This is a genomic window from Ralstonia soli, from assembly GCF_023955655.1.
In the GTDB taxonomy this organism is placed as follows: domain Bacteria; phylum Pseudomonadota; class Gammaproteobacteria; order Burkholderiales; family Burkholderiaceae; genus Ralstonia; species Ralstonia soli.
Window position 1 is genome coordinate 91,025 of the sequence record NZ_JAMXHT010000011.1, and the last position, 12,614, is coordinate 103,638.

Here is a 12,614-nt window from a genome sequence, read left to right on the forward strand (position 1 = left end):
GCCTGTGGCCTGCTGTTTGGGCTGTTTGGCACCCGTGATGTCCGGAAAGCATCGCCGGCACAAAGTGCAAGACATGAAGAACACACTCGTTCCACAACTGAAGCGGCTCCTGGCCGCAAGCCTCCCGCTCCTGCTGGCGGGCTGCAACCTGACGGTCCTGGACCCGAAGGGGATGATTGCGGCTGAAGAGAAGACGCTGATCCTGGTGGCGACCGGCCTGATGCTGCTGGTGGTCATTCCGGTGATCGTGCTGACGCTGGTGTTTGCGTGGAAGTACCGCTCCACCAACACCAAGGCTCGCTACGAGCCGGACTGGTCGCACTCCAACGCCATCGAGGCGGTGGTGTGGCTGATCCCGTGCCTGATCATCATCGTGCTGGGCGTGATCACCTACAAGTCCACGCACGCGCTGGATCCGTACAAGCCGATCGAGTCGGACGTGAAGCCGATCACCGTCGAGGCCGTCTCGCTCGACTGGAAATGGCTGTTCATCTATCCGGAACTGAAGATCGCGACGGTCAACCAGCTCGCGTTCCCGGCCAACACGCCGGTCAACTTCAAGATTACGTCCGACACGGTGATGAACGCGTTCTTCATCCCGCAGCTCGGCAGCCAGGTGTACGCCATGGCGGGGATGCAGACCAAGCTGCACCTGATCGCCAACGAGACGGGCGTGTTTGACGGCATGTCGTCGAACTACAGCGGCCAGGGCTTCACGGGCATGAAGTTCAAGGCCACCGCCATGACGAACGAAGAGTTCGACGCCTGGGTCAAGCAGGTCCGTGCCTCGTCGCAGAACCTGACCAAGGAAGGCTACGCGGAGCTGGCCAAGCCGAGCGAGAAGGTGCCGCCGGCAGCGTACGCCTCGGTGGACCCGACGCTGTATCACAGCATCCTGCACAAATACATGGGTGACTCGGACAAGGTCCTGACGCTCGACGAGGCGCTCCAAGGCGCCAACTGCACCACCGCGACGGCCGAAGCGGCCACGCGCGAGTTGCCGGTGCAATCCGCCCTGCCGGCGCCGAAGGCAGCAACTGCGGCCACGCCCAAGAATTCCTAGGAGTTGACGATGTTTGGCAAGTTGAGTCTGGAGGCCATCCCGCTGCACGAGCCCATCGTGGTCGTGACGGTGTCGGCCATTCTGCTGGGTGGCGCAGGCCTGTTTGGCCTGATCACCTACTTCAAGAAGTGGACCTACCTCTGGAATGAGTGGATCACCTCGGTCGATCACAAGAAGATCGGCGTGATGTACTGCATTCTGGCCATCGTGATGCTGCTGCGCGGCTTTGCCGACGCCATCATGATGCGCTCGCAACTGGCGGTCGCCTCGGGCGGCGGTGCCGGCTATCTGCCGCCTGAGCACTACGACCAGATCTTTACCGCGCACGGCGTGATCATGATCTTCTTCATGGCCATGCCGCTGATGACGGGCCTGATCAACCTGATCGTGCCGCTGCAGATTGGTGCGCGCGACGTGGCGTTCCCGTTCCTGAACACGCTGTCGTTCTGGCTGGCCGCTGCAGGTGTGGTGCTGATCAACGTGTCGCTGGGCGTGGGTGAGTTTGCTCGCACCGGCTGGCTGGCGTACCCGCCGCTGTCGGAGCTGGCCTACAGCCCGGGCGTGGGGGTCGACTACTACATCTGGGCCCTGCAGATATCCGGCCTGGGGACCTTGCTGACCGGCGTGAACTTTGTCGCGACCATCTTCAAGATGCGCGCGCCGGGCATGACGCTGATGCGCATGCCGATCTTCACGTGGACGTCGCTGTGCTCGATGATCCTGGTCGTCGCCGCCTTCCCGGTGCTGACTGTGGCGCTGGCACTGCTGGGTGCTGACCGCTACCTGGACATGCACTTCTTCACGAACGAGCTGGGCGGTAACGCCATGCTGTACGTGAACCTGATCTGGATCTGGGGCCACCCCGAGGTGTACATCCTGATCCTGCCGGCGTTCGGCATGTTCTCGGAAATCGTCTCGACGTTCTCTCGCAAGAAGCTGTTCGGCTACACGTCGATGGTGTGGGCAACCGCCGGCATCACCGTGCTGTCGTTCCTGGTGTGGTTGCACCACTTCTTCACCATGGGTTCGGGTGCGAACGTCAACGCGTTCTTCGGTATCGCGACGATGATCATCTCGATCCCGACCGGCGTGAAGATCTTCAACTGGCTGTTCACGATGTACCGCGGCCGCGTCGAGCTGAACTCGATGATGCTGTGGACGATCGGCTTCATGATCACCTTCGTGATCGGCGGCATGACCGGCGTGCTGCTGGCCGTGCCGGGTGCGGACTTCCTGCTGCACAACAGCCTGTTCCTGATTGCTCACTTCCACAACACCATCATCGGTGGCGTGGTGTTCGGTTACCTGGCCGGTATCACGTACTGGTTCCCGAAGGCCTTCGGCTTCAAGCTGGACGAGAAGTGGGGCAAGCGCGCTTTCTGGTGCTGGTTCGTGGGCTTCTACACCGCGTTCATGCCGCTGTACGTGCTGGGCTTCATGGGCATGACGCGTCGTCTGAACCATACCGACAATCCGGCATGGCAGCCGTGGCTGATCGTTGCCGTGATCGGCGCTGCAATCATCGCCTGCGGTATCGCTTCGCAGTTGATCCAGATCTTCGTGAGCATCCGCAACCGTCATGCGCTGGCTGACCTGACGGGTGATCCGTGGGGTGGCCGTACGCTGGAGTGGGCGACGTCGTCGCCGCCGGCGCACTACAACTTCCCGGTCCTGCCGGTGGTGCGCGACATCGACGCCTTCGCTGACATGAAGGCGCGCGGTGAAGTGCCGACGCAAGTGGCCGCCAGCTACGAGAAGATCCACATGCCGAAGAACACCGGCGCCGGCTTCTTCATCGGCATGTTCTCGATCGTGATGGGCTTCGCGCTGATCTGGCACATCTGGTGGATGGCCGTGCTGGGTCTGGTCGGCATGATCGGCAGCTTCATCCTCCGCAGCAACGACGACGACGTCGATTACTACGTGCCCGCTCACGAGGTTCACGAGACCGAGTCGGCCTACTTCCAACGTATCGGTTCGCAGGCTTAAACCATGGCTTCCAATGTTCTAGACGGTCACGCCGCGCACGCTCACGCGCACGGCCACGACCACGCGCATGACCATGCGCACCACCACGACGTCGCAGACACCAAGGTCTTCGGCTTCTGGGTGTACCTGATGAGCGACTTGATCATCTTCGCGTCGCTGTTCGCTACGTTCTGCGTGCTGCGCGGCGCGACAGCGGGCGGCCCGACGGGCAAGGAGCTCTTCGATCTGTCGTACGTGGCCATCGAAACCGGCATCCTGCTGGTGTCGTCCATCACGTACGGCATGGTGATGATCAGCGTGCAGAATGGGCGCAAGGATCACGTGATGCTGTGGTTGGGCATTACCTTGCTGCTGGGCGCCGCGTTTGTCGGCATGGAAATCAACGAATTCCATCACCTGATCGCTGAAGGCGCCGGCCCGAACCGCAGCGCGTTCCTGTCGTCGTTCTTCCTGCTGGTCGGCACGCACGGCCTGCACGTGGCAAGCGGCATGCTGTGGATCATCGTCATGATGTGGCAGATCGCCGCCAAGGGCCTGACCCCGACCCAAACGACGCGCCTGTCGTGCCTGAGCCTGTTCTGGCACTTCTTGGACGTGGTGTGGATCGGTGTGTTCACCGTCGTGTATCTGCTGGGAGCGATGTAAATGGAACAGACCAACGTTTCGATGGGCGGTGCCCACGGTGACGCTCACGGCCACGCCGCTGGCGGCGCCGGCCACGCCACCATCAAGGGCTACCTGATCGGCTTCGTGCTGGCGGTGATCCTGACGGCCATCCCGTTCAAGATGGTGATGGACGGCGGCTACTCGCACGGCACCGTGCTGGTGACGGTGATGGCCCTGGCGGTCGTGCAGATCGTCGTGCACCTGATTTATTTCCTGCACTTGGACGGCTCGTCCGCCCAGCGCTGGAACGTGATGGCCTTCCTGTTCACGCTGCTGATTCTGGCGATCGTCGTTGTTGGCTCGCTGTGGGTCATGCACAACATGAACGCCAACATGATGACGATGTAACGAGGCTTGGCCTCCGTTGCCTCGGAAGGGCGCCCCTGGTGGGCGCCTTTTCTTTTACCCGCGCGGCCTGGCCCCCTGGCTTTGCTACACTCCGCGGATTCCCTCTTTCTGCGTTTTCCCCCGCTTCCAAGCCCGCCTTTTACCTATGTCACAGTACGTTTTCACCATGAACCGCGTGGGCAAGATCGTTCCGCCCAAGCGCCAGATCCTCAAGGACATCTCGCTGTCGTTCTTCCCGGGCGCCAAGATCGGCGTGCTGGGCCTGAACGGCTCGGGCAAGTCGACCGTGCTCAAGATCATGGCCGGCCTCGACAAGGACATCGAAGGCGAAGCCACGCCGATGCCCAACCTGAACATCGGCTACCTGCCGCAGGAGCCACAGCTCGACCCCGCCAAGACCGTGCGCGAGGAAGTCGAAAGCGGCCTGGGTGAGGTGATGGACGCACAGAAGCAGCTCGAAACCATCTATGCGGCCTACGCCGAACCCGATGCCGACTTCGACAAGCTGGCCGAAGAGCAGGCGCGCCTGGAAGCCATCATCGCCGCCGGGTCGGGTGACAACGTCGAACTGCAACTGGAAATCGCCGCCGACGCGCTGCGCCTGCCGCCGTGGGACGCCAAGATCGAACACCTCTCGGGCGGCGAAAAGCGCCGCGTGGCGCTGTGCAAGCTGCTGCTCTCGCGCCCCGACATGCTGCTGCTCGACGAGCCGACCAACCACTTGGATGCCGAATCGGTGGACTGGCTCGAACAGTTCCTCACGCGCTTCCCGGGCACCGTGGTGGCCGTCACCCACGATCGCTACTTCCTCGACAACGCCGCCGAGTGGATTCTCGAACTCGACCGCGGCCACGGCATCCCCTGGAAGGGCAACTACAGCTCGTGGCTCGATCAGAAAGAGACGCGCCTGAAGCAGGAAGAGTCGAGCGAATCGGCCCGCCAGAAGGCGCTGAAGAAGGAACTGGAGTGGGTGCGCCAGAACCCGAAGGGCCGTCAGGCCAAGTCGAAGGCGCGTCTGGCCCGCTTTGACGAGCTGAACAGCCAGGAATATCAAAAGCGCAACGAAACGCAGGAAATCTTCATCCCGGCCGGCGAGCGTCTGGGCAACGAGGTGATCGAATTCCAGAACGTGAGCAAGAGCTATGGCGATCGCCTGCTGATCGACAATCTCAGCTTCACGATTCCGCCCGGCGCGATTGTCGGCATCATCGGCCCGAACGGCGCGGGTAAGTCCACGCTGTTCCGCATGATCACGGGCAAGGAGCAGCCGGACTCGGGCACCATCAAGATCGGCCCGACCGTCAAACTGGCCTACGTGGACCAGAGCCGCGATGCGCTGGATGGTAACAAGACCGTCTTTGAAGAAATCTCGAACGGCTCCGACATCCTGACCGTGGGCCGTTACGAAACGCCGTCGCGTGCGTACATCGGCCGCTTCAACTTCAAGGGCGGCGATCAGCAGAAGCACGTCGGCACGCTCTCGGGCGGTGAGCGCGGGCGCCTGCATCTGGCCAAGACGCTCATCTCGGGCGGCAACGTGCTGCTGCTGGACGAACCGTCGAACGACCTCGACGTGGAAACGCTGCGTGCGCTGGAAGACGCGCTGCTGGAGTTTGCCGGCTGCGTGATGGTGATCTCGCACGATCGCTGGTTCCTCGACCGGATCGCCACGCACATCATCGCCTTCGAAGGCGACTCGCACGTCGAATTCTTCCCGGGCAACTACCAGGAATACGAAGCCGACAAGAAGAAGCGTCTGGGCGAAGAAGGCGCCAAGCCCAAGCGCATCCGCTACAAGCCCGTCACGCGTTAAGCGACAAGACGCGGGTCTTTCGGCCCGCGTTTTTCGCCGTGTTGTCGTTTAAGGCGAACGGTCCGCCTCCACCGGCGGTGGCGCGTCGAGGTTGCTGTCGAACTCGGCGCGCTTGTGCGAGCCGTCACAGAACGGCTTGTTCAACGAGTGCCCGCAGCGGCACAGCCATGCCTGGCCTTCCTCCACAGGCAGCTCACGCCCGTTCTGGGTGACGATGCGGAAATTCCCCTTGATGTGATACGGCCCGTTATTGCGGGCCGTGATGATGACGTCGTCGGCCATGGTGGCCTCCTTCGTGCCGCCGCTCAGAACAGGATGCCCTGCATCCGATAGGCGAAGTGGGCTGGCTTGGCGTCGCGCATCAAGGCCATGAACTGATCCATGTCCATGTGCACCACGTTTTCGTGGTCGCCGGCTTCGAAGTAGACGTCGCCGTGGGTCATGAGGCTGCTGTCGATGTACGTGGGCATGCCGTAAGCCATGCCTACGGGCGGTACGGCCCCTGCATCGCAGTCCCTGAAGACCTCGCGCAATTCCGACTCGTCGGCGAGCGTGAGATCCATGCGGCCCGATTCCTTTTGCAGCTCGGATAGGTGCAGGTGATACGTCGAGGGCAGCACGGCCGCGACATAGCCGAACTTGTCTTCAAGCAACAGCGTCTTGGCCAGACGGTCGCCGGGGACATGCGCGGATTGCGCGGTTTCGGTGCTGGTGTGGGTATGCGGATGGCGGATCACCTCGTACAGGCAGCCTTTGCTGCGCAGGCAGCCGTCGAGGGTGCTGGAAATCGACATGGCGTCCTCCCGGTTGGTTGGCGGCCGGCGGCGAAGTTGCGATGGCCGCTACGTCAGGATAGGTCGGTTTGCGGCGCATGCACGGTGTTGCGTACAAAAGCAACGGGCCGCTCGTGTGAGCGGCCCGCGTGGGCTAGGCGATTTGCCGGATGCTGCTATCAGCGATCCCAACCGCGGTGCCAGCCGCGGTCGTGGCGCCATTCACGTTCGCGCCACTCGTGACGGCGCCATTCGCGCTCCCGCCAGTCGTCGCGGTCACGGTAGTAGCCACCATAGACCACCGGCGCCGGGGCGTAGACCGGTGCAGGGCGATAGACCACCGGGGGCGGTGCATAAACGGGCGCCGGGGCCACGTACACCGGTGCAGGCACGCCGAGCGACACGCCGACATCCACATGCGCCAGCGCCGCCGTCGAGGCGCACAGCGCGGCGCCACCCAGAACGAATGCGAGCAGTGTGCGTTTCATGATGCTTCTCCTTCGGTTGCGAGGCCGGGGCGGGATGCCGTCGACTTCGTGTATCAAGTTCGTGAAGCCATTCTATGAACGATGGGGCGCGTCAGGTGATACGCAAATCCTACGGGTGTAACGGAAAGTAAAACGCCCCACCGGGCAAGATGCTGGTGGGGCGTGGTATTCGGCGTGAGCTCGTTGCTCAGCCTTGCGCAGGCTCCCAGGCCGCACGCTGCTCGGGTGACGACCACACCGCCAGATGCAGCGCCGACAACGAGAACGGATCCGACAGCAGCACCAGCTTTTGCTTGCCTGTGAGTTTGTCGGGCCCGACTTCGAGCGCGTGACGTACATGCGCCTCCCGCACGGCCAGCAGACGCTTGTCGTGCGGAAAGCGCGCTGTGCCGATCGCGCACATCAACGCGTTGGTGACGGGGTCTACCACGGCCTGCCGGAAGTCCGGCATCGGCGGCGCATTACGCAGATGCTTGCGCGTGGCACGCAACTCGCGCGGCGGGCGCACTTCCTCGGGGATCATGAACAGCCGCAGGCGACGCGTGCGTCGGCCCAGACTCACGCGGCTAGAGAGCACCGACAGTGGAATCGACACGATCAGCGCGCCCACCACCGGCGAGAGCCACCACAGGAAGCTCGGGTTCAGCCAATACACGATCGCGGCCCAGACGATGCCGATCACGGTATGCAGGCCATGACGGCGCACGGCATCGCCCCAATGCGTCTGCGCATCTTCACGCGGCGGCGACTTCCAGTGCACCTTCCAGCCAAGGAACGCGGCCGTCACGAAGCGCGTGTGGAACAGCATGCGCACCGGCGCGGCCAACACCGAGAACGCCGCCTCGATCGCCATCGACAGCGCCAGATGGATGGCCCCGCCAAAGCGCTTCGGCCCTTGCGCCCACAGCACGAGCACGCTCAGGATCTTCGGCAGGAACAGCACGGTGGCGGTGGCCGAGAACAGCGCGGCAGCCTTCTCCGGATGCCACTCCGGCCAGATTGGGAAGATCTGGTGCGGCTGTGTGAAGTATTCGGGCGCGATCAGCGTGTGCTTGGCCAGCAGCGCCGTCGACAGCAACAGGAACAGGAACCACAGCGGCGCCGACAGATAGGCCATTACGCCCGTGATGAACACCGCGCGGTGCACGCGATGGAAACCCGGCGCGCCAAACAGGCGGAAGTTCATCAGGTTGCCGTGGCACCACCGGCGGTCGCGGCCCAGCTCGTCGAGCAGGTTGGGCGGCATCTCTTCGTAGCTGCCGTCGAGGTCGTAGGCGATCCACACGGCCCAGCCGGCGCGGCGCATCAGCGCGGCTTCGACAAAGTCGTGCGACATGATTTCGCCCGACAGCGAGCCCTTGCCCGGAATCGGCGCCAACGCGCAGTGCTTGATGAACGGGTCCAGCCGGATGATCGCGTTGTGGCCCCAATAGTGCGATTCGCCCAGCTGCCAGTAGTGCAGGCCGGCGGTGAACAGCGGGCCATACACGCGCGTGGCGAACTGCTGGATGCGCGCATACAGCGTGTCGCGGCCAGCGGCGCGCGGCGCGGTCTGGATGATGCCGGCAGAAGGTGCCCCCTCCATCAGCTGCACCAGGCGCGTCAGGCAATCGCCGCTCATCACGCTGTCGGCGTCGAGCACGATCATGTAGCGGTATTTGCCGCCCCAGCGCCGGCAGAAATCGTCGATGTTGCCGCTCTTGCGCTTCACACGGTGACGGCGCCAGCGGTAGAAGATGCGGCCGAACCCGTCGAGCGCGCGGCAGATGTGCAGCCACGCATCGGCTTCTGCGGTGCGGATGTCGGGGTCGCCGGAGTCCGAAAGCACGAAGAAATCGAAGTGCTCCAGATGCCCCGTGCGCTGCAGCGACTCGTACGTTGCGCGCAGCCCGGCGAACACGCGCTGCACATCTTCATTGCAGATCGGCATGACGATGGCGGTGCGCGCATCGTCGGGGATCACCGCATCGGGCGCGGCGCGGCGCGAGATGACGAAGCGGTCCCCGTGGAAGGCCAGCAGCAGGAAGCCGGTGATGGCCGTCCAGAAACCCGCCGACACCCAGCAGAACAGCACCGCAAACAGCACGATGATGATGGCTTCGAGCCAGTCGGCGCCGTGGTACGGCAGCACCGTGCTCATCGCCCAGGTGGCGGCGACGGTCTGGGCGATCATCAGCGCGAGCAGCGTCAGGCGACGGCGCGCGCCGACAAAGCGCCAGATGCCTTTGGGATCGGGCGAGTCGGGCGCTTCGTATGGCACCGGCGCCTTGCCGCCATGCATCCAGCGATCGATGGCCTTGCGCGCGCGCCAGATCGGCCCGAGCACCCACGGCCACGGCACCATCGAGCGACGTGCCGGCGTGGGGCCGGTATCCAGATGGATGCGGCCTTCGCTGTCGTGTTCGAGCGGCGGTGCCGGCTCGGTGGCGGGCTCGGTCGATGCGGCATCGGCGCGCGTGGTGCCGTAGGCGGCATCCAGGCGCGACCCGACCGATGCGTAGGCCGGTGCGTTGGCTTGGAGCGAAGTCGTCTGTGCCGGGTCGAGCTTGGCCAGCGCGCGATGCAGCTTCGCGAGTGCCGCAGCATCGTCGTCGCCGGCCGCAATGCCCGCATCGCGTAGCAGCGCGGCACGTGCGTTGGCCGCCAGCGGCAGCGCTTCAAGATAACGATCGGCGACGGACTGCGCCGTCGCCATGGCAGCGCCTGCGGCGCCGCCGGTCTGGGCCGTCGTCACGTTCAGCCCGGAGGTAGCAGGTAGCTCCACGTCTCAGAAAGTCCGGTGCCGCGGCTGCGCAGGTAGCCGCGCAGTTCGACGGGTTTGTCGTCGTCGACCCGCTTGAGGCGCACGGTCACGCGCCAGCCGCCGGTCGCGGTGTTGGGTTGGCCGAAGATCGATTCGATCTTGCCGTTGGCGTCCGCCGAGAACACCGGCTCGACCGGTGCATTGGGCGGCAGCTTGGACAGCGCCGGGCCTTCAAAGTCGACCACGAAGGCGATCGTGTCGTCAGGCTTGCGCTCGTCGGGGCGCTTGGTCGTCCAGCCATGCGAGCGGCGCGTCTGCGTGACCCACGCCAGCGCCGGCTTCTTGTCGCCGTCCTTCTGCCAGAGCAGGTGGTATTCGAGGTTGAACGGCTGCTGCGGCTTGGGCGGGTTCTCGGGCACCCAGTAGGCGACCACGTTGTCGTTGGTCTCGTCGGGCGTTGGGATCTGTACCAGCTCCACGCGGCCCGCGCCCCATCTGCCGACAGGCTCGACCCAGGCGCTCGGGCGCTGTTCGTAGCGGTCGCCGATCTCCTGGTAGCTCGAGAAGGCGCGGTCGCGCTGCATCAGGCCGAAGCCGCCCGGGTTGGTGGTGGCAAACGAGCTGACCAGCAGGCGTTTCGGGTTCGTCAGCGGACGCCAGATCCATTCACCCGTGCCCGAAAGCACCGACAGGCCGTCGGAGTCATGCACTTCGGGGCGGAAGTCCAGCGCGGACGCCGGCTGGTTTTCGCCGAAGAAGAACATGCTGGTGAGCGGGGCGAACGCCAGCTTGCTCACGTTCTCGCGCATGTAGAGCTGCGCCTTCACGTCGACCGCTGTATCGGAGCCCGGCTTGACGATGAAGCGATAGGCGCCCGTGGCACGGCGCGAGTTGAGCAGCGCGTAGATCGTCAGCTCCTTCGCGTTGGCGGCGGGGCGCTCGATCCAGAAATCGGTGAAGCGGGGGAATTCCTCGCCCGAGTTGAGCGCGGTGTCGATGGCCAAGCCGCGCGCGGAGAGGCCGTAGACCTGCCCCTTGCCGATGCCGCGGAAGTACGACGCGCCCAGGAAGACGATGACCTCGTCCTTGTACTTGGGCGTGTTCATTGGGTAATGCACGCGGAAGCCGGCAAAGCCGAGCTTCTGCAACTGCTTCGGGTCGAGTTTGACGGGGCCGTAGTCGAACAGGCGCGGATCGAAGCGGATTTCGCGCACGCCGGCGGGCGACACCTCGCTGATCTTCACGGGCTGGTCGTAGTACGAGCCTTCGTGGAAGAAGCCGAGCTCGAACGGCAGCTTGTCTTTACGCCAGTAAGCCTGATCAGACTTGAAGCGGATTTCGCGGTACTGGTCGTAGCGCAACTCGCGCAGTTCGCGCGGCAGGGTATTGGCGGGCGCCTGGTACGGCTTGGCGGCCAGTTGCTTGGCGCGGGCGGCCACGTCGTTGAAGCCGAAGGCCAGCGCAGCATGCGCCGACGCCAGCGCCAGCAAGCCCACGGCCAGCCGTGCATAGCCGGCGACCGAGCGGGTGCGTGCAGCACGCGCGGTTGCCGGAAAGCGGGGGGAAACAGCGGAGGGAATGTTCAAAATGAGATCGCGTCTAGCGGCGGGCCCGAGGAACGTGACGCTTAGGGGCCTGCCGGTCATTCGTCTGTGCCGCCGGGGATTTTACCCGCCCGACCTTTGCGAGATCAAAACCGGCAACATTTTGATAACGTTTCCTGCCGCCTTGCGCAAATAACTGCGTCAAATGGCGTGTAACGTTGTCATTTTTGGCCCCCTCAGCTGTTCGGTTGAGGGGAACGCACGCGGCTGCGGGCCGGTCAGAACCGCTTTCGGGGTGCCGGCATTCGGGCATGGCACACTCTCGGCTCTTTCCTCCATGGAGTTCGCATGACCTGCTGGACGCGACGCGCTACCACGATCGCTATGCTTGCCTTTGCCTCTTCGACCTCGTTGCTGGCGCCGGTGGCGTTTGCCGCACCTGCTGCCAAGAAGGAGGCGCCCAAGGCGGCTGCCGAGAAAACCGTGCGCGACCCGGGGGATGTGGCGGTGCTGCTCGATGCCTTCCCGCTCGGCAAGCCGCTGCCCAAGCTGCCCTCGTGTGAAGACGTGCGCACGGCCGGCGGCAAGGATGTCTCTGAATACTGCTCCGACCCGCTCGAATCGCACGGCCGCACCCGCTCGTTGGGGGTGCCGTCGGCCAAGCGGCCTCAATTGATGGACGGCCCGCAGGCGGTGCTGCTGATCGACCAGGGCAATGTCGCCGGCTTCTTTGTGCCCACGCGCGGCGTCGACACGGAGCAGCGCATTTTCCAGGCGCTGTCTGACCGCTACGGCAAGCCGGCGCAAGAGGGCAAGGCGCCGCTCAAGCTCAAGTCCGGCAAGACGGTGGATTCGCTGCGTGCGCGCTGGGCAGGCCACCAGACCATTGTGACGATGTACGCCATTCCCGAAGAGCCGCAGAACGGCACGGTCGAATTTCTCTGGGCGCCGCGCGCCGGTGCCGTGATGTCTGAGATGCGCGCGGAAGTGGATCCGGATGCGCCCAAGCCGGCGTCCGGTGTGGCGGCTTCTGCGCCTGCCGCGGCAGCGAGCGCTGCGCAAGCGAAGCCGACGACACGCCAGTGAGGTTACGTACACCCGTTCGTAGCCTTCCGTTACAACCCTTACACCCGCATGACCCCGGCGTCGCCCGCCGGGGCATATAACGTTCGCATGGCCTCACTGGA

General features: G+C 64.3%; 11 protein-coding genes. 6 read left to right on the forward strand and 5 right to left on the reverse strand.

What is annotated here, in order from left to right; all coding sequences use genetic code 11:
* The first annotated feature begins 73 nt into the window (after positions 1 to 73).
* From cyoA to ettA, 5 genes are all read left to right on the forward strand, one after another.
* Positions 74 to 1,063 (forward strand): ubiquinol oxidase subunit II, encoded by a 990-nt coding sequence (gene cyoA, locus NG900_RS24925; protein ID WP_252684796.1) that lies wholly within the window; start codon positions 74 to 76, stop codon positions 1,061 to 1,063.
* A 9-nt stretch (positions 1,064 to 1,072) separates the two neighbouring features.
* Positions 1,073 to 3,052 carry a cytochrome o ubiquinol oxidase subunit I gene (cyoB, locus tag NG900_RS24930; RefSeq protein WP_252684798.1) on the forward strand — a complete coding sequence of 660 codons (1,980 nt, stop codon included), beginning with the start codon at positions 1,073 to 1,075 and terminating at the stop codon, positions 3,050 to 3,052.
* Positions 3,053 to 3,055: 3 nt separating this feature from the next.
* Entirely contained in the window at positions 3,056 to 3,697 is a 642-nt protein-coding gene (gene cyoC / locus NG900_RS24935; protein ID WP_252684800.1) for a cytochrome o ubiquinol oxidase subunit III, read from the forward strand.
* Entirely contained in the window at positions 3,698 to 4,066 is a 369-nt protein-coding gene (locus tag NG900_RS24940) for a cytochrome o ubiquinol oxidase subunit IV (protein WP_048935357.1), read from the forward strand.
* A 145-nt stretch (positions 4,067 to 4,211) separates the two neighbouring features.
* Positions 4,212 to 5,879: an energy-dependent translational throttle protein EttA gene (ettA, locus tag NG900_RS24945; RefSeq protein WP_252684802.1), complete on the forward strand. Its 1,668-nt coding sequence runs from the start codon at positions 4,212 to 4,214 to the stop codon at positions 5,877 to 5,879.
* A 48-nt stretch (positions 5,880 to 5,927) separates the two neighbouring features.
* On the opposite strand, the gene NG900_RS24950 is transcribed toward ettA, so the two are convergent.
* The 5 genes from NG900_RS24950 to NG900_RS24970 all read right to left on the reverse strand — a co-directional run bounded on the left by NG900_RS24950 (position 5,928) and on the right by NG900_RS24970 (position 11,469).
* Positions 5,928 to 6,161, reverse strand: coding sequence for a CDGSH iron-sulfur domain-containing protein (locus NG900_RS24950; protein WP_252684804.1), 234 nt, complete (start codon positions 6,159 to 6,161; stop codon positions 5,928 to 5,930).
* A gap of 23 nt (positions 6,162 to 6,184) precedes the next feature.
* On the reverse strand, positions 6,185 to 6,673 hold the full coding sequence (locus tag NG900_RS24955) for an aminoacyl-tRNA deacylase (protein ID WP_252684806.1): 489 nt from the start codon (positions 6,671 to 6,673) through the stop codon (positions 6,185 to 6,187).
* A 158-nt stretch (positions 6,674 to 6,831) separates the two neighbouring features.
* On the reverse strand, positions 6,832 to 7,140 hold the full coding sequence (locus NG900_RS24960; RefSeq protein ID WP_252684808.1) for a hypothetical protein: 309 nt from the start codon (positions 7,138 to 7,140) through the stop codon (positions 6,832 to 6,834).
* 187 nt (positions 7,141 to 7,327) lie between these two features.
* On the reverse strand, positions 7,328 to 9,904 hold the full coding sequence (mdoH, locus tag NG900_RS24965; protein ID WP_252684810.1) for a glucans biosynthesis glucosyltransferase MdoH: 2,577 nt from the start codon (positions 9,902 to 9,904) through the stop codon (positions 7,328 to 7,330).
* On the reverse strand, positions 9,877 to 11,469 hold the full coding sequence (locus NG900_RS24970) for a glucan biosynthesis protein G (protein WP_420804183.1): 1,593 nt from the start codon (positions 11,467 to 11,469) through the stop codon (positions 9,877 to 9,879). The genes mdoH and NG900_RS24970 overlap by 28 nt, the downstream gene beginning before the upstream one ends.
* Positions 11,470 to 11,775: 306 nt before the next feature.
* On the opposite strand from NG900_RS24970, the gene NG900_RS24975 reads away from it, so the two are divergent.
* Positions 11,776 to 12,513 (forward strand): hypothetical protein, encoded by a 738-nt coding sequence (locus NG900_RS24975; protein WP_252684812.1) that lies wholly within the window; start codon positions 11,776 to 11,778, stop codon positions 12,511 to 12,513.
* Positions 12,514 to 12,614: the final 101 nt, after the last annotated feature.

Excerpts from the sequence above, each read along its gene's own strand:
- cyoA (WP_252684796.1), top strand. The coding sequence starts at position 74 with ATGAAGAACACACTCGTTCCACAACTGAAGCGGCTCCTGGCCGCAAGC.
- cyoB (WP_252684798.1), top strand. The coding sequence starts at position 1,073 with ATGTTTGGCAAGTTGAGTCTGGAGGCCATCCCGCTGCACGAGCCCATC.
- cyoC (WP_252684800.1), top strand. The coding sequence starts at position 3,056 with ATGGCTTCCAATGTTCTAGACGGTCACGCCGCGCACGCTCACGCGCAC.
- NG900_RS24940 (WP_048935357.1), top strand. The coding sequence starts at position 3,698 with ATGGAACAGACCAACGTTTCGATGGGCGGTGCCCACGGTGACGCTCAC.
- ettA (WP_252684802.1), top strand. The coding sequence starts at position 4,212 with ATGTCACAGTACGTTTTCACCATGAACCGCGTGGGCAAGATCGTTCCG.
- NG900_RS24950 (WP_252684804.1), bottom strand. The coding sequence starts at position 6,161 with ATGGCCGACGACGTCATCATCACGGCCCGCAATAACGGGCCGTATCAC.
- NG900_RS24955 (WP_252684806.1), bottom strand. The coding sequence starts at position 6,673 with ATGTCGATTTCCAGCACCCTCGACGGCTGCCTGCGCAGCAAAGGCTGC.
- NG900_RS24960 (WP_252684808.1), bottom strand. The coding sequence starts at position 7,140 with ATGAAACGCACACTGCTCGCATTCGTTCTGGGTGGCGCCGCGCTGTGC.
- NG900_RS24975 (WP_252684812.1), top strand. The coding sequence starts at position 11,776 with ATGACCTGCTGGACGCGACGCGCTACCACGATCGCTATGCTTGCCTTT.